Here is a 15,997-nt window from a genome sequence, read left to right on the forward strand (position 1 = left end):
ATGACCATGTGAATACGCGTGCCGCGCATTTGGCGCAGGGGCCAACGGTGGCTTATCGTGAACTGAAGGCGGCTATTCGCGGCTCATTTGAGAATTCACTGGACGCGCAACTGGCTCTGGAAGCGAAACTGCAAGGTGCATGTGGCAAGACACGCGATTTCCAGGAGGGCGTTGTCGCATTTCTGGAAAAGAGAAAAGCAGTCTACGAAGGTCGATAGGGGAGCATGGGCACAGAAACTAAAAAGGCCGCCTCCAGGGCGGCCTTTGGTGTCTTAGCGCTTTTCGATGTCCACGTAGTCCCGCTGCATCTCACCCAGATACAACTGACGTGGACGCCCGATTTTGAGCTGCGGATCAGCCAATTGCTCGGACCACTGTGAAATCCAGCCAACGGTCCGCGCCAATGCAAAGATCGGCGTAAACATTGAGGTCGGGAATCCCATCGCCTCAAGGATGATGCCAGAATAGAAGTCCACATTCGGGAACAGCTTCTTATCTGCAAAATACGGATCGTCCAACGCCTGACGCTCAAGTTCTTTTGCGACCTGCAAGACCGGGTTGTTTTCAATCCCGAGCAGTTCAAGCACTTCATCCGCACTTTCCTTCATCACGGTCGCCCGTGGATCGAAGTTTTTGTAAACACGGTGGCCAAAGCCCATCAGCCGGTATGGGTCGTTCTTATCCTTGGCGCGGGCGATAAATTCAGGAATGCGGTCAACGGTGCCGATTTCCTTGAGCATCTCAAGGCAGGCCTGGTTCGCACCGCCATGTGCCGGACCCCAGAGACAGGCAATCCCCGCCGCGATACAAGCGAACGGGTTGGCCCCGGACGAGGACGCCAGACGCACTGTCGATGTTGAGGCGTTTTGTTCATGATCGGCGTGAAGCGTAAAAATACGGTCCATTGCACGCGATAGGATCGGGTTCACGTGGTATTCTTGCGCAGGCACGGCAAAACACATGTGCAGGAAGTTCGCCGCATAATCGAGATCATTGCGCGGATATACAAACGGCTGACCGATCGAATACTTATAGGCCATCGCCGCAACCGTTGGCATTTTCGCGATCAGCCGGATCGTGGCAACTTCGCGCTGGTGCGGGTCCGCAATATCAGTGCTGTCGTGGTAGAACGCTGACATCGCACCGACAACACCCACCATCGTGGCCATCGGGTGTGCGTCGCGGCGAAAACCGCGGAAGAAGTTATGCATCTGCTCATGGATCATCGTGTGATTGGTCACGAGAGATTCGAATTTTTCCAGCTCCGTCGCAGCGGGCAATTCCCCGTAAAGCAGCAGATAGCAAACTTCCAGATAGTGCGATTTTCCTGCCAACTGGTCGATCGGGTAGCCGCGGTGCAAAAGGATGCCCTCTTCGCCGTCGATGAATGTGATGGTGCTGTCACAGGCGGCGGTGGAGGTAAAACCAGGATCGTAGGTAAAGACATCCGCCTGCCCATAAAGCTTGCGGATATCGATGACATCAGGGCCACCGGTTGGGGAATGCACGGGCAGGTCATATGTTTTGCCCTTGAGCGTCAGCTTTGCGGTGTCAGTATTCTCGGCCATATCATTTCCCCTTTTTGACCTGCGCCCTGGAAGGGTGCAGGGGCGGTGTTGGTTTCCTGCAACCCATCCCGATACAGGAATGGTGTCAGGTGCTTGCATCCTGCAGGCGGGCGATGGTTTCATCACGCCCAAGCACAAGCATCATATCGAACATGCTTGGAGAGACCGCGCGCCCTGCCAGCGCCGCCCGCAGCGGCCCCGCCAATTTGCCTAGTTTCATGTCATGAGCTTCGGCAGTGGATGCAACAATCCCCTCAAGGCTGTCACGGGACCAGCTAGCATTTTGCAGCTGCGGCGTCAATTCCTTCAGTATACCACGGGATACATCAGTCAAAAGTGTCGCAGATTTCTCATCCGGGACGATTGGTCGCGCGTTGAGTATAAATGCCGCTTTATCAATGAGTTCCGGGAATGTCTTTGCGCGTTCTTTCAGACAGTACATGGCACTCATAATTCCTTCGCTTTGTGCGTCAGTCAGAGCAGGTTGACCCGTGGCGACAAGAAATGCCTGCAATTCTTGATGCAGTGCAGCATCATCGGCCACCGCGATATGCTGGCCACAGATATTTTCCAGTTTTTTGAAGTCGAACCGCGCTGGCGATTTGCCAATGCCGCCCAGATCGAACCATTCACGCGCCTTGGCATCGCTGAAAAACTCATCATCGCCGTGGCTCCAGCCCAGACGGGTCAGATAGTTACGCATACCCGCAGCAGGATAGCCCAAAGCCTGATATTCTTGCGCTCCGGTCGCACCGTGACGTTTCGACAATTTTTTGCCGTCAGGCCCGAAAATTAGCGGAATATGCGCCAGTGTCGGCTTATCCCAGCCCATCGCCTCATAAATCAGGTTCTGCCGAAATGCGTTGGCAAGGTGGTCGTCGCCGCGGATCACATGGGTCACGCCCATATCATGGTCATCGACCACGACCGCCAACATATAGACAGCAGATCCGTCGGAGCGCAGCAATATCATGTCGTCGAGTTGGTCATTTGACCAGGTGACATCGCCCTGCACCGCATCATGCAACGTCGTCTGGCCGTCGCGCGGGGCCTTGATGCGCACCACAAAGGGCGCATTGGGGTGGCTTGCCTCAGACACATCACGCCAGGGCGAGCGGAACAGCGTCGAGGTCTTCTCTGCGCGCGCCTTTTCACGGAAGGCTTCGATTTCATCGGAGGTGCTGAAACACTTGTAGGCTTTGCCCGCAGCCAGCAGTTCATAGGCGACCTCTGCATGGCGCGCAGCATTGGCCGCCTGACTGGCGGGCGCGCCATCCCAGTCAAGTCCAAGCCAGGTCAACCCGTCAAGGATTGCTTGACGGTTTGCTTCGGTCGAGCGTGCCTTGTCGGTGTCTTCGATCCGCAGCAGAAATTTTCCGCCCCGACCTCGGGCATAAAGCCAGTTAAACAAAGCTGTGCGTGCGCCGCCAATGTGCAGGGCGCCAGTTGGCGAAGGGGCGAAGCGCGTGACAACAGACATGGGACATTAACCTTTTGCTAACCAGCTTTCCGGTAACTTCCGGATTGATAAAGGCAATATGAGACTGCGGGGTGAAGGACAAGTGCGCGACGGGCTTGAAAACGCAGTGATGGCCCAGCGCGACCAAATGTTTTGCTGGGTGCCAGTATGTCTTGGGATCGGGATCGGGCTTTATTTCTCGCTTGGTTATGAGCCGGGAGGCGTCGAGGTGGTGCTGGGTGTGTTGGCTTCGCTGTTGTTTCTGGCTGCCGCGCGGTTGGTGTCCGCGGGATTTGCGCCTCTGTTCCTTGCGGCGATGTTGGTTTTGACAGGTGCAGGACTTGCCAAATACCGCGTGGTCAGCGTGGCTGAGCCCGTCCTGAGTTATCGCTACTATGGCCCGATCCAGGGGCGGTTGATTGGCCTTGACCGGTCATCAAGCGATGCCGTGCGGATGACGCTGGATCAGGTGGTGCTGGCGCGTATGTCGCCTGAGCGGACACCGGCGCGGGTCCGCGTGTCGCTGCATGCCGAACAGGTGATTGAGAGGTTTCAACCGGGTGATACGCTGATGATGACTGGGTTTCTGTCGCCTCCAGCGGGGCCTGCGGAACCGGGCGGCTTTAATTTCCAGCGGCACGCTTGGTTTCAGCGATTGGGGGCGGTGGGCTACACGCGCGCGCCTGTTCTGCGTTGGGCGGAGCCTGCCTCCATCACCTTTGCAACCCGCCTATTTTCATGGCGCATGGCTCTATCAGAAGCCGTGCAAGAGGCCCTGCCGGGTGATGCGGGCGGTGTGGCTGCCGCGATCATTACTGGCGACAGATCGGGATTGCGACAACCGGTCCTGGCCGACTTGCGTGCCGCAAATCTGGCACATCTGCTTGCAATATCGGGGTTGCATATGGGGCTTTTGACGGGCTTTGTCTTCGCGACTGTGCGCTATGGCTTGGCCTTGGTTCCAGCGCTGGCCTTACGCTGGCCAAGCAAGAAAATTGCAGCCATCTGCGCTTTGATAGCCGGTTTGCTATATTTGCTTCTGTCAGGAAGCAATGTCGCGACAGAGCGGGCTTTCATTATGGTGACGGCCGTGTTGGTCGCGGTGCTGCTGGACCGGCGCGCTTTTACATTGCGGGCCGTCGCGATTGCGGCGACGCTGGTGCTGATCCGGAACCCGGAGGCTTTGATGGGGCCGGGTTTTCAGATGTCATTTGCCGCCACAACCGCATTGGTCGCCGCCTTTGCGGGGCTTCGCAAACTTGACCTGAGCCGCCTGCCCAAATGGTCGCGCCCGATCTGGTCGGTCGTGTTGTCATCGTTGGTTGCGGGCTTGGCCACGGCGCCTTTTGCCGCAGCTGCCTTCAACCAGATCGCCCACTACGGGTTGATTGCAAACCTGCTGAGTGTGCCACTGATGGGTTTGCTTGTCATGCCCGCGGCTGTCTTGGCGATATGCCTTGCGCCGTTTGGATTTTGGGATGCCGGATTGTGGGTCATGGGGCAGGGGCTGCGCTGGATATTGTTCGTGGCGGATGAGGTGGCCGGCTGGGACGGGGCGTTGCGTTTTGTTGTGGCTCCGGGCACGTGGGTTGTGCCGCTGTTGGCATTGGGGTTGATCTGGGCCGTTCTCATCAAAGGCAGGGCGCGTCTTGCGGGAGTGGCAGCCGTAGGCGCTGCTTTTCTTTTATGGAGCGGGGCAACACGCCCGCAATTGCTCATCGCGGACACCGGCAGCTTGATGGGATTGCAAACGCCGCAGGGGCGGGTCCTTTCAAGGCCGCGCGGCGCCGGGTTTGTTGCGGGCATATGGCTCGAGAATGATGGTTGGCCAGTGGAGCAAGTGATTGCAGCGGACCGGGCTGGCCTGGCGCGAGGGCAAAGGTGGTCCGCCGCGGATTTGGCGGATTGGCGCGTCATGCAGGTTTCGGGCAAGACGGCGCTGGCTGCCTTGCGTGGCTGCGGCGGAGCGGATGTCCTGATCCTGAATCAGGCCGACGGTCAGCGCCGTCCTTGTTTGGTCTATGACGTGTCCGCCTTGCGAGAGACAGGATCGCTCGCGGTAGATGTCAATCCGGAAGGAGATCTGGAAATCGTAACGGCGCATTTCATAGCCGGCGCGCGCCCTTGGAATGCGCGCCAAGGGCCACGGGGGGAGCCGATTATCCTGTCGCGCGATCCGATAAAAAGGGCCGCCGAAGCGACCCGATTATCAGATATGAGAGACCCCTAATACGTTCGGATCAAACCAACCAGCCGCCCTTGCACTTTGACCTGATCGTCGCGGAACACGCGTGTTTCATAAGCGGGGTTTGCAGCTTCCAGCGCGATGGAGCCACCGTTGCGACGGAACCGCTTCAGCGTCGCCTCATGCCCTTCGACAAGGGCAACAACGATATCGCCATTGTCGGCCACCGTGGTTTCGCGGATCACGACGACGTCGCCATCGTTGATTCCGGCGTCAATCATCGAATCGCCCTTCACTTCCAGCGCATAGTGATCGCCAGCCCCGAGCATGGACTGCGGGACCGAGACATTGCGCGACGCTTCGCTGATCGCCTCAATCGGGACACCGGCAGCGATGCGGCCCATCATCGGTAATTCAACCGCGCCGTTATCAACCGGCATGGCCGTCGCAGGCGTGCTGTCAGGCTTGTCGCCGTCGATGACACGAGGGGTAAACCCTGTTTTGATCTGCATTGCGTCGGGCAGTTTGACAATCTCAAGCGCGCGCGCGCGATGCGCCAGACGGCGGATGAACCCCCGTTCTTCCAGCGCTGTTATCAGACGGTGAATGCCGGACTTTGATCGCAGGTCCAGCGCTTCCTTCATTTCATCGAAACTGGGCGGCACCCCGTCGCGCTGCACACGCTGGTGAATGAAGTTCAAAAGATCGCGTTGTTTGTTCGTGAGCATATCCGGCTCCGTTATGACGTTTTGCATATGTTCTATGCATGTTCTTGTTTTGTGTCAACTGTGCTGATGCGCGTTGCGGCCGTCATTGATGCCTCCGGCGGAAGTTTATCTGGGATTAAGAAGTAGGCCGGCGGGCTAAAGGCGGATGATCTCGACCAGATCGCCCGCGTTGCGCGCGGGATCGTGGATTGGGCGCAGGGCGAGGCAGTTGGCGTCAGCCAGAACAGTAAGGAGAGCACTGTCCTGACGGCCAAAGACGGTCACGCCGTCTGCGTCCAATCGCGCGCGCATATAGTGTTCGCGCGGCCCGTTGGCGGTGATGGGTGCGGCAAGTGGGGCTGTTTGGCGCGGCGCGGGGGCTGCGCCTTGACCCAGCATTTTGCGAATGACGGGTGCGAGAAAGACATGCCCGCAGACCATTGCGGAAACCGGGTTACCGGGAAGTCCGATCATTGCCGCTTGCCCAAGTTTTCCGGCCATCAGCGGTTTTCCCGGCCGCATGGCAACTTTGTAAAAGGACCGCGCCATGCCTTTGTCTTGCGCGACCTGACCCACCAAGTCGTGATCGCCCACAGAGGCGCCGCCGATTGTCACAATGAGGTCTGCATCGGCGGCCAAATCGAACGCAAGCTCCAGTGACGGGACCGTATCGCGCGCTATCGGCAGCAGCCGTGCCTCGGCCCCGAGGTCTTTCACCAATGCCGCAAGACCGTAGCTGTTGGAGGCGATAATCTGGTCGTCTGCGGGTCTTTCTCCCGGTTGGACCAACTCATCCCCAGTCGCGATGATCGCCACATTCGGGCGCCGCGCGACGGAAACCTGGGGGATGTTCATGGCGGCCAAAAGAGCGATGTCGGACGGGCGCAGGAGGCGCGGCGCTTTGAAGGTGTCACCCGCTTTGAAGTCGGCACCGGCGGGGCGGACATAAGCGGTGTCATTGGCGTCGTCGTTGAGGGTGATGTCATCGCCGATACGCGCCACGTTTTCCTGTATGACAACGTGATCGGTGCCGCGCGGCAGGGGCGCGCCGGTAAAGATACGCAGTGCCTGATCCGCGCCGACGGTGCCGGTCCAGCGATGGCCCGCGGCGGCTTCTCCGATCACCTTGTAGGTCTTGCCGGGGCCAATCGTGGCCCCTTTGACCGCATAGCCATCCATTGCTGAGGCGGCAAATGGTGGTTGATCGCGCAGCGCAGTCACATTAGCCGCGAGAACCCGGCCATTGGCTTGGCGCAGTGGGACGATTTCAGATGGCAATGGTTGCACCAATGCAAAAAGTTTCGCCAGCGCCGCATCAACAGAGATCATGGGTTCGTGAACCTGCCGGATTTTCCACCGTCTTTGAACGTCAGCCGCACGCCGCCGATTTTCATGTCCTTTTGGACCGCCTTTACCATGTCATAGACCGTAAGTGCCGCTGTGCTGACAGCGGTGAGCGCTTCCATTTCGACCCCCGTTTGTCCGCCAGTTTTCACGGTCGCGGTGATGCGCACGCCGGGCAACTGCGGGTCTATGACCAAATCAAGGGCAACTTTTGTGATCGGCAGCGGGTGGCAAAGCGGGATCAGATCCGCCGTCTTCTTCGCGCCCGTGATGCCAGCAATCCGCGCGATCCCCAGCACATCGCCCTTTTCGGCACGACCTTCGGCAATCAAGGCCAGCGTGTCAGTTGACATCTTGATGTAGCCCTCGGCGATGGCGGTTCGCGCCGTGACGGGCTTGTCAGAGACATCGACCATATGCGCCTGACCGTCGGCATCGAAGTGGGACAAGCCTGCCATCACATGCCACCTCTTGCGGGATTGGCAAGCAGGGCCCGGGTGGCCGATTCCACATCGTCCTGTCGCATCAGGCTTTCTCCGATCAGGAAGGTGCGGGCGCCATAGCGGGCCATGTCGGCCAGCTCTGCCGGCGTGTTCAGCCCACTTTCGCAGACGATCATTCGGTCAGAGGGCACCATTTTGGAGAGAGCCCGCGTGGTATCCAATGTCGTTTCAAAGGTCTTGAGGTTGCGGTTGTTGATCCCCATGAGCGGGGATTTGAGCAGGCAGGCCCGCTCCAGTTCCGCGGCATCATGGACTTCAAGCAGTACGTCCATGCCCCATGCGATGGCAGCTTCCTCCAATTCCTGGGCCTGGGCATCGCTGACGCTGGCCAGAATGATGAGGATGCAATCGGCGTGCAGCGCGCGGGCTTCGATCACTTGATATGTGTCGTACATGAAGTCTTTGCGCAGCGCGGGCAGATCAACGGCAGCGCGGGCGGCGGTCAGGTAACTGTCGTCGCCTTGGAAGGAGGGGCCGTCGGTCAGGACGGATAGGCAGGTGGCCCCGCCAGTGGCATAGGCTTGTGCCAGCGCGGGCGGGTCGAAATCGGCACGGATCAATCCCTTCGACGGGCTGGCTTTCTTGATCTCTGCGATCAAGCCATAGCCTTCGCGGGTGGCGTCGGACAGTTTTGCGGCGAAACCGCGTGTTGCGGGTGCGTCTTTGGCGCGGGCCTCCACTTCGGACACTGGCACGGCGGCTTTGCGGGCGGCGACCTCTTGCAGTTTGTAGGTTTTGATCTTTTGCAGAATATCGCTCATGGGTCCGCCCAGTTGATTGGCTCTTGGCCCTGTTCAATAAGCCAGTGGTTCACCTTTGAAAATGGGCGCGATCCAAAAAACCCGCGATGGGCAGAAAGCGGGGACGGGTGTGCGGACGTGTGGATCAGGTGATGCGCTGCCAATCGCGGCGCAAAGGCTTGCGCCGGACCACCCCAAAGGATGAAGGCCCGCGGGCGGTCGTTGAGCCGCGCAAGCACTTGATGGACCAGTGCAGACCACCCCAGTTTGCTGTGTGCTTTGGGCTTGCCCGGCGCAACGGTCAGGGCGGTGTTCAGCAGCAACACCCCTTGATCGGCCCAGTCTACGAGACCCGTCTTGGTGCGTGTTTTGCCCGTATCCGTCTGAATTTCCTTGAAGATATTTCCAAGACTATCGAGCCTGCCGCCAAAGTCATCAGGGATGGAAAATGCGAGTCCATCTGCTTTACCAGCCGTATGATACGGGTCTTGGCCTAATATGATGACGCGCGTGTCTGCGGGTTTGCACTTGCGCAGGGCCGCGAAAGTCAAGGCGGATGGTGGCAAGATATCATCGCCGACCTGCGCGGCGAGTTGCGGCAGATCGTCGGCGAAAAAGGGCAGGTCGTCCCAGCCCTCCAACCCTGCCAGATCAAAGATCATGCGGCAGAGGTGATCCGCGCCAGTATTTCCACCGCTTGCTTTGCCTTGCCGCTGTCGATGCTGTCGCGTGCGATTTCGACGCCGGCGGTCAGTGTGTCGGCTTTGTCTGCAACGACCAATGCCGCCGCCGCATTGAGCAGCACAGCATCCCGGTAGGCGCCTTTGACACCATCAAGTAGCGCCATCATCTCTTTGGCGTTTTCTTCGGGCGAACCGCCCAGGATGTCACGGAAACTATGGACGGGAAGGCCAGCGTCTTCGGGGTGGATTTCCTTTGACGTCACGCTGCCGTTTTCCAAGGCTGCCACGGCCGTTGGACCGCAGATTGTAATCTCATCCGTGCCATCGCTGCCATGCACCAACCACGCTTTTTCGGTGCCAAGCTGTTGCAGTGTTTCGGCCATTGGGAAAATCAGGTCTGGGGCAAAAGCACCAGTCAGTTGCCGCTTCACGCCAGCGGGATTAGTCAATGGACCCAGTATGTTAAAGATCGTTTTTGATCCCAAATCAACGCGAATGGGGCCGACATGCTTCATCGCTGGGTGATGCATCGGGGCCATCATAAAGCCAATGCCTGCCTCAGCGATGGCCTGTTCGACGACCTCTGGCCCGACCATCACATTTATGCCGAGCGCGCCTTGCACGTCTGCCGTACCGGACTTGGACGACAGGTTGCGGTTGCCATGTTTGGCGACAGGCACGCCTGCACCCGCCACAACAAAGGCCGTCGCCGTCGAGATATTGAGCGTATGTTTGCCGTCGCCACCTGTGCCGACGATATCCATCGCGCCCTCGGGGGCTTTGACGGGAATGCAGTGGGCGCGCATGACGTGCGCGGCGGCAGCATATTCTGAAACAGCTTCACCGCGCGCCCGCAAAGCCATCAGGAAACCGCCAATTTGTGCAGGCGTCGCCGCCCCTTCAAAAAGCAGATTGAACGCCTCTTCAGCTTGCGCGCGCGAAAGTGGCCCTTCTGAGGCTGCGTAGATCAGGGGCTTCATTGCATCGCTCATGCGGGAACCTTTGTCATATCGAGGAAATTCTTCAGGAGTTTATGGCCATGCTCTGACCGGATGCTTTCAGGGTGAAACTGCACGCCGTGGATCGGCAGTTCGCGGTGCTGCAGGCCCATGATCGTGCCGTCCTCCAGCTCAGCGGTAATCTCAAGGCTATCTGGCAGGGTTTCACGCTCCACGATCAACGAATGGTAGCGGGTGGCGTCAAACGGGCTCGGCAGGCCTGCGAACAGCCCTTTTCCGGTGTGATGCATGATACCCATCTTGCCGTGAACGATCTCATGGCAGCGCACGACTTTGCCGCCAAAGGCTTCTCCAATGGCCTGATGACCAAGGCAGACACCCATGAGTGGCATTTTAGTCTCAGCCGCGGCATGGACCAAGGACAGGCAAATACCGGCCTGTGACGGGTCGCAGGGGCCGGGCGAGAGTAAAATGGCCTCGGGCCGCATCGCCATAGCTTCTTGGACATTGAGCGCATCATTGCGCTTTACAACAACATCTGCACCCAATTCACCAAGGTAGTGAACAAGGTTGTAGGTAAAGCTGTCGTAGTTATCGATCAAAAGCAGCATGGTGAAATCCCGCGCAGGTAGAAAAAAGGGCTACCGCAACCCAGCAAGAGCCGCGTATAACAAGGGTATACATGGGCTAGGACGCATATGGGCGTCAAGGTCGAAGCAAGGGGTTGTTGATATGCTGCGGGCAAGTTTTGCAGGTGGACTTTGGGCATTATTGCTCAGCACATCCGGGCTGAGCTTTGCGTCAGTCATGACGGAAATTCCCGATCGCAGCGATTGGGCAATACAGGTAGCAGCCGTTGCGCCTGACGCTGCGGCGCAAAATGCGACCAGTACTGCGCCCGTTGTTGCGACAAGCGTTGTAGTCCCAATCGCGCCGCAAGACCAAGCATCGCCGCTCCTTAACAGCGTCGCGCCTGTCGTGATGGCCAGTTTTGATCCCGCCATGGGAACGGCACCTGCAGGCACGTCACCCGATTGGCCCGACGTTGGTTTGCATGATGGCGTTGTTTCCAGTACGCCCACTATCATTGCCCAACCCGCTTTGCCCGCAGCACCCTTGCTTGCGACGGTGCCTGCAGCCGCCCAAATAGCGCAGCAAGTGAAACCGCAGGCCATAGCAAAGGCACCGACGCGCCCGCAGTTTGACGACTTGATTGTGCGTGTTCAGGCTGATGCGAACGACAACGGCGGACTGGTTCAGCGCCGGCTGCCGCAGATTTTGCCTGACACGCCAGAAGCAACGGATGCGCCAACACTAGATGCAGGCGACGGAGCCCAGGCCGATACGGAGGAGACAGATATCCAGATCGGCATAGGTGGCGGTAACATTCTCGAGCAGGATGAGCCATCCACACAAGAGCCGGGCGTTGTCGCCGAAGGCGAACAGGTCATTGTTGACGCGCCACCAACCTCTGCTTTGAATGGCTTTGCCGCTAATTTCGAAAATCCGAACAATTTGCCCATTGTTGGCGTCGTCTTGATTGATGACGGCTCCCTGCTAAACGGCCCGCTGCAGGTTTTTGAGAGCGGGTTCAAATCCACCATTGTGATAGACGCTTTGCGCGCGGATGCCACACTTTGGTCTGAGGCCTACCGCGAGGCGGGCATGGAAATCGCCATGCAAGTGCCTTTGCCATTGGGTGTGCAGCCAAGCGATGTTGAGGTGGCGTATGCCGCCGCGAAGGAGATCCTGCCAGAAGCGGCCTTTCTTTATAGTGACGGCGAAGGGGTGCTGCGCAATGACCGAAAGGCCGCACAGCAGGTCATGAGCATTCTGGCCAACGATGGCTATGGCTTTGTGACACAAGAACGCGGCCTTGGCGCGCTCGTGCGCGAGGCTGAACGCAACGCTGTGCCTGTGGCGCAGATTTGGCGGGACCTGGACCGGAATGGGGAGAGCGTCAATACGATGTCGCGCACCCTTGATCGGGCGGCCTTTACCGCACGTCAGAGCGGCGGCGTCGTTGTTGTCGGGCGGCTGCAACCTTTGACATTGGAAGTGCTCAGTGTCTGGGCGCTGAACGCAGAACGTGAAGGTGTCTTGCTTGCGCCTGTCTCCGCTTTGTTGGTTCCACCTATTCCGGCAACTGAAGCGGATGCGGACCCAACGGACGCAGAGGCACCTGTGTCTTCACTCCCGACAATCACCGAATAAAGCTAGTTCCCGCTGCCCCGGAACATGGTCGCATCTGCCGCCGCTTTGCGGATGGCGTTCGATTTATGGACTGTTTCCTGGTATTCCGCCTCCGGGTCGCTGTCATAGACTACACCGCCACCGGCTTGAATATAAAGCTTTTCGTCCTTTAGCACCGCAGTACGCAGCGCGATGCACATATCCATATCGCCATTTGCGCTAAAATAGCCGCAACCACCGCCGTAGACGCCGCGCTTTTCTGGCTCAAGCTCGTCGATGATCTCCATCGCGCGGACCTTTGGCGCACCTGACACGGTGCCAGCGGGCATACCGGCAAAGAACGCGCTGAGAGCATCTTGGTCGTCCGCCAATTCACCCACCACGTTTGAGACGATGTGCATGACGTGGCTGTATCGCTCCACGATGAATTGCTCGGTTGGGCGCACAGTGCCGATCTTGCTGACCTTACCAGTGTCGTTGCGGCCCAGATCAAGCAGCATCAGATGTTCGGCCAGTTCTTTCTGGTCGGCCATCAGATCGGCCTCGTTTGCGTTGTCTTCCTCGGGGGTTGCCCCACGGGGGCGGGTGCCTGCAATCGGACGGATGGTGACTTCCTTACCAAAGACGCGGACCAGGATTTCGGGGCTGGCGCCGATTACCTGAAAACCGCCGAAATTGAAAAAGAACATGAAAGGCGACGGGTTGGTGCGGCGCAATGAGCGATAAAGCGCGAAGGGTGGTTCGTGGAAAGCCTGCGTCCAGCGCTGTGACGGCACGACCTGAAAAATATCACCTGCCTTGATATAGTCCTTGGCCGTCTCGACCGCATCCAGATAGGCCTGATGCGCAAAATTCGATTGTGGTGGCGCGACTGCCGCTGGATCAGCCAAGGCGCGCGCCTCTGACGGCAACGGGCGCTCAAGGGCGCGTTGGGCGTCGATCACACGCTCTGCCGCTTGCGCATAGGCCGCGCGTGCGGACAGGCCCGCATTCACGTAGGCGGGCGACACGAGGATCACGTCGCCTTTGACGCCATCCAGCACGGCCACCACAGAGGGGCGTAACATCATCGCGTCGGGCAGGCCAAGCGGGTCGGGGTTCACGTCGGGCAGATGTTCGACCAATCGGATCATGTCATAGCCCAGATAGCCAAACAGTCCCGCAGAGGCGGCAGGCAAATCAACCGGCAAATCAATCCGACTTTCCGCCAAGAGCGCACGCAAGGCGGTAAGTGGTTCTTGGGTCAATGTCTCATAGGCGGTTTCATCAAACCGCGCATTGCGGTTCACGCGGGATGTGGTGCCGCGGCATTCCCAGATCAGATCAGGGTTCATCCCGACGATTGAATAACGCCCGCGTACTTCCCCTCCGGTCACGCTCTCGAGCATGAAAGCGTTTTTGCCCGCCCCCGACAGCTTGAGCATCAGTGATACAGGCGTATCCAGATCAGCCGCGATACGGGTATAGACGGCCTGATTCGCGCCAGCCTCAAACTGGGCTGCGAAAGTGTCGTAGTCGGGCAGAAGCGCCATAAATCAGCCTATTGGAATTGGGCGTTGACCGCGTTGATCGTCGCTTGGTTGATACGGGTCTCTGTCTGCTGCTGAAGGGTCGTGGCATAGGCATCAAAGATGTCCTGTGCGATCCCGGCTGCCGCATTTTCCGCCAAAGCGTCACGTTGGGCAATCACCGACGGGTCGGACAGGTCAGGCGGTGCAATCCCGTCGAGACGCACGATAATCGCGCGATCTCCGGCATCCAGCACACGGGTTTCGCCCATGGTCATTTCAAATAGTTGCGTATTGAAGTCCGGTGGCGTGCCTTCAATGAAGGAGCGGCGGCTCAGGGCGGTCTCACTTTGCGGCGCAAGGCCCAGCGTGTCGAAGCTGGTCAAGGGCAGGATTGTCTCCGCCAGTTCCTGGGCCTGCGCCATCACCGCGTTTTGGCGGGCCTGTGCGTCCCATGCGGCGCGCACGTCCTCCCGGATATCCTCAAACGGGCGCAGGGTAGGCGGGGTGATACTATCAAGCGTCATTGCAAAGACGCCGCCGTCGGAGAGATCAAAAATCTCTGGAAACTGACCCTCTTGAACGGCCGCGGCCTCACTACGGAACGCGTCGTAGGCGGCGATGCCATCGGTCGTATCTGCGGTAAATGCGATTGTGCCGAGCTGCATATCGGTGCGCTCAGCAATGTCAGCCATTGTGGCGCCACCAGCTATAAGATCAACAATCGGGTCGGCATTGTCGTTGATATATGCGCGCGCTGCTTGTGCGGCTAATTCATCACGCAAATTGCCCGCCGCGTCATCGAGCGTTGTCTCTTGTGCCGCGAGCATCGCGTTCACACGAAAGAGTGCGGGACCAAGTGTCGAGTTGTAAGGACCAACGACATCACCCGGAACGGCAGCAAAGACCGGATCACCCGCTGGACCCAAGGTATCCTGATCGACATCACCCATATCAATATCGTTGAGCGTCAGACCGCGTTCTGCGACCAGGTCTTCAAACGTCACCTCCCCGGTGTTGACACGTGCAAGGGCATCCGCGGCGCGGGCTTCATCGAAATAGACCAAACGTTCGACCAGGCGGCGCTCAGGTTGGACGAATTGCGCGATGCGGTCCTGATACAATTGTGCAACGGCTTCGTCGGAAACCACCATGTTGTCGATAATCATCGCCGGGGTCAGCCAGGTATAGGTAATGTTGCGGGTTTCCGGCGCGGTGAATTGATCCGCGTTTTCATCGTAAAAGGCGCGTAGATCCGCATCTGTGGCGCCGGGCACAGGCGCTGTGAGCGTGTCAACATCCACACTTGCCCAAGTCAGGGCGCGGGTTTCGCTGGTGAACTGGATCAGCGTGTCGGCATAGGCCGCCGCATCAGGCAATCCGCTGACCACAGCGCCCTGAAGCAGCGTGCGTGATGTTTCTTCGCGCAGGCTGTTTTCAAATTCGATGGCTGTCTGGCCCGACTGCTGCAAAGCGACGCGGTAGGCGTCCCGGTTGAAGCCGCCCGCGCCTTGGAATTGGGGAATGGCCTGAAGCCGTTCAAAGACGCGCGCGTCACCGACGGAAACGCCGAGATTGTCGGCCTCATTGTCCAAAGTGCGCAGAAGCACGACTTGGCTCAAAGCGACCCTGTCGATGCCAAAGCTCTGCGCCTGCTGGAATGTGACCTGCTGGCCGAACTGGGCAGAAAGTGCCCGGATCTGCTCATTCAAGGCGCGTTGGTAAGAGGTTACGCTAACCTCTTTGTCACCCACCGTGCCGATCGTCCGCACAGTCCCGTTGAGACCGCCTGTGCCGAAACCGGCAAGTCCCAGAAGGAGGATGCCGACAATGATCCATGCACCGTATCGTTTGCTGTTCTTCTGTGCCATTGGCCTGATCGCTCCACCCGATTATCGCGGCATGAATAAGCGCCCTTCGGGGGGTGTGCAAGGGTCAGAGCGACAACGATGACAGCCTGTTGAAGAGGGTTGTTATGCCAGCGCGGTCAATGTTGGCAAAAGCGATGCGCAATTGGCTTTCACCGCCTGGAATATCATCGGGCATAAACATCGTTCCGGGCAGCAGCAAAACGCCGGCCTCCTTCACCAGGAGAGGTGCAAGATCCGCGGATGACATCGCAAAGGGATGCCGCAGATAGGCAAAATA

The 15,997-nt window shown here is 58.7% G+C and carries 14 protein-coding genes and 1 pseudogene; 3 read left to right on the forward strand and 12 right to left on the reverse strand.

The window, feature by feature from the left end:
• Positions 1–218 (forward strand): enoyl-CoA hydratase-related protein (locus ACFDSS_RS08430; RefSeq protein ID WP_375255322.1); only part of this gene is annotated, 218 nt, incomplete at its 5' end.
• A gap of 54 nt (positions 219–272) precedes the next feature.
• On the opposite strand, the gene ACFDSS_RS08435 is transcribed toward ACFDSS_RS08430, so the two are convergent.
• Positions 273–1,568 carry a citrate synthase gene (locus ACFDSS_RS08435; protein ID WP_375255323.1) on the reverse strand — a complete coding sequence of 432 codons (1,296 nt, stop codon included), beginning with the start codon at positions 1,566–1,568 and terminating at the stop codon, positions 273–275.
• An 85-nt stretch (positions 1,569–1,653) separates the two neighbouring features.
• Entirely contained in the window at positions 1,654–3,048 is a 1,395-nt protein-coding gene (gltX, locus tag ACFDSS_RS08440) for a glutamate--tRNA ligase (RefSeq protein WP_375255324.1), read from the reverse strand.
• A 58-nt stretch (positions 3,049–3,106) separates the two neighbouring features.
• Here gltX and ACFDSS_RS08445 point away from each other — a divergent pair, with 58 nt between their 5' ends.
• Positions 3,107–5,257 (forward strand): ComEC/Rec2 family competence protein, encoded by a 2,151-nt coding sequence (locus tag ACFDSS_RS08445; protein ID WP_375255325.1) that lies wholly within the window; start codon positions 3,107–3,109, stop codon positions 5,255–5,257.
• On the opposite strand, the gene lexA is transcribed toward ACFDSS_RS08445, so the two are convergent.
• From lexA to ACFDSS_RS08480, 7 genes are all read right to left on the reverse strand, one after another.
• Positions 5,254–5,940, reverse strand: a complete 687-nt coding sequence (gene lexA / locus ACFDSS_RS08450) for a transcriptional repressor LexA (protein WP_375255326.1) — start codon at positions 5,938–5,940, stop codon at positions 5,254–5,256. The genes ACFDSS_RS08445 and lexA overlap by 4 nt on opposite strands.
• Before the next feature lie 135 nt (positions 5,941–6,075).
• Complete coding sequence (glp, locus tag ACFDSS_RS08455; protein WP_375255327.1) at positions 6,076–7,248, reverse strand: gephyrin-like molybdotransferase Glp; 1,173 nt, start codon at positions 7,246–7,248, stop codon at positions 6,076–6,078.
• Complete coding sequence (gene moaC, locus ACFDSS_RS08460; RefSeq protein WP_375255328.1) at positions 7,245–7,721, reverse strand: cyclic pyranopterin monophosphate synthase MoaC; 477 nt, start codon at positions 7,719–7,721, stop codon at positions 7,245–7,247. The genes glp and moaC overlap by 4 nt, the downstream gene beginning before the upstream one ends.
• Positions 7,721–8,527 carry an indole-3-glycerol phosphate synthase TrpC gene (gene trpC / locus ACFDSS_RS08465; RefSeq protein ID WP_375255329.1) on the reverse strand — a complete coding sequence of 269 codons (807 nt, stop codon included), beginning with the start codon at positions 8,525–8,527 and terminating at the stop codon, positions 7,721–7,723. Before trpC ends, moaC begins: the two co-directional genes overlap by 1 nt.
• Positions 8,524–9,165: a uracil-DNA glycosylase gene (locus ACFDSS_RS08470; RefSeq protein WP_375255335.1), complete on the reverse strand. Its 642-nt coding sequence runs from the start codon at positions 9,163–9,165 to the stop codon at positions 8,524–8,526. Before ACFDSS_RS08470 ends, trpC begins: the two co-directional genes overlap by 4 nt.
• Positions 9,165–10,181 (reverse strand): anthranilate phosphoribosyltransferase, encoded by a 1,017-nt coding sequence (trpD, locus tag ACFDSS_RS08475; RefSeq protein ID WP_375255330.1) that lies wholly within the window; start codon positions 10,179–10,181, stop codon positions 9,165–9,167. Before trpD ends, ACFDSS_RS08470 begins: the two co-directional genes overlap by 1 nt.
• Positions 10,178–10,759, reverse strand: coding sequence for an anthranilate synthase component II (locus ACFDSS_RS08480; protein ID WP_375255331.1), 582 nt, complete (start codon positions 10,757–10,759; stop codon positions 10,178–10,180). Before ACFDSS_RS08480 ends, trpD begins: the two co-directional genes overlap by 4 nt.
• 121 nt (positions 10,760–10,880) lie before the next feature.
• On the opposite strand from ACFDSS_RS08480, the gene ACFDSS_RS08485 reads away from it, so the two are divergent.
• Positions 10,881–12,362, forward strand: a complete 1,482-nt coding sequence (locus ACFDSS_RS08485; RefSeq protein ID WP_375255332.1) for a divergent polysaccharide deacetylase family protein — start codon at positions 10,881–10,883, stop codon at positions 12,360–12,362.
• Between the two features lie 2 nt (positions 12,363–12,364).
• Here ACFDSS_RS08485 and trpE read toward each other — a convergent pair whose 3' ends face one another.
• The 3 genes and pseudogenes from trpE to ACFDSS_RS08500 form a co-directional block, all read right to left on the reverse strand.
• On the reverse strand, positions 12,365–13,873 hold the full coding sequence (gene trpE, locus ACFDSS_RS08490; RefSeq protein ID WP_375255333.1) for an anthranilate synthase component I: 1,509 nt from the start codon (positions 13,871–13,873) through the stop codon (positions 12,365–12,367).
• An 8-nt stretch (positions 13,874–13,881) separates the two neighbouring features.
• Positions 13,882–15,720: a SurA N-terminal domain-containing protein gene (locus tag ACFDSS_RS08495; RefSeq protein WP_375255334.1), complete on the reverse strand. Its 1,839-nt coding sequence runs from the start codon at positions 15,718–15,720 to the stop codon at positions 13,882–13,884.
• 64 nt (positions 15,721–15,784) lie between these two features.
• Positions 15,785–15,997 (reverse strand): annotated as a pseudogene (locus ACFDSS_RS08500) (hypothetical protein); the annotation flags it as partial.

It is taken from the genome of Yoonia sp., assembly GCF_042093035.1.
GTDB lineage: Bacteria > Pseudomonadota > Alphaproteobacteria > Rhodobacterales > Rhodobacteraceae > Yoonia.

What these genes read in the sequence shown, in the direction of transcription:
- glp (WP_375255327.1), bottom strand. Translation starts at nt 7,248, where the DNA reads ATGATCTCTGTTGATGCGGCGCTGGCGAAACTTTTTGCATTGGTGCAA.
- ACFDSS_RS08480 (WP_375255331.1), bottom strand. Translation starts at nt 10,759, where the DNA reads ATGCTGCTTTTGATCGATAACTACGACAGCTTTACCTACAACCTTGTT.
- moaC (WP_375255328.1), bottom strand. Translation starts at nt 7,721, where the DNA reads ATGGCAGGCTTGTCCCACTTCGATGCCGACGGTCAGGCGCATATGGTC.
- lexA (WP_375255326.1), bottom strand. Translation starts at nt 5,940, where the DNA reads ATGCTCACGAACAAACAACGCGATCTTTTGAACTTCATTCACCAGCGT.
- ACFDSS_RS08495 (WP_375255334.1), bottom strand. Translation starts at nt 15,720, where the DNA reads ATGGCACAGAAGAACAGCAAACGATACGGTGCATGGATCATTGTCGGC.
- ACFDSS_RS08445 (WP_375255325.1), top strand. Translation starts at nt 3,107, where the DNA reads ATGAGACTGCGGGGTGAAGGACAAGTGCGCGACGGGCTTGAAAACGCA.
- trpE (WP_375255333.1), bottom strand. Translation starts at nt 13,873, where the DNA reads ATGGCGCTTCTGCCCGACTACGACACTTTCGCAGCCCAGTTTGAGGCT.
- ACFDSS_RS08435 (WP_375255323.1), bottom strand. Translation starts at nt 1,568, where the DNA reads ATGGCCGAGAATACTGACACCGCAAAGCTGACGCTCAAGGGCAAAACA.
- gltX (WP_375255324.1), bottom strand. Translation starts at nt 3,048, where the DNA reads ATGTCTGTTGTCACGCGCTTCGCCCCTTCGCCAACTGGCGCCCTGCAC.
- trpC (WP_375255329.1), bottom strand. Translation starts at nt 8,527, where the DNA reads ATGAGCGATATTCTGCAAAAGATCAAAACCTACAAACTGCAAGAGGTC.
- trpD (WP_375255330.1), bottom strand. Translation starts at nt 10,181, where the DNA reads ATGAGCGATGCAATGAAGCCCCTGATCTACGCAGCCTCAGAAGGGCCA.
- ACFDSS_RS08485 (WP_375255332.1), top strand. Translation starts at nt 10,881, where the DNA reads ATGCTGCGGGCAAGTTTTGCAGGTGGACTTTGGGCATTATTGCTCAGC.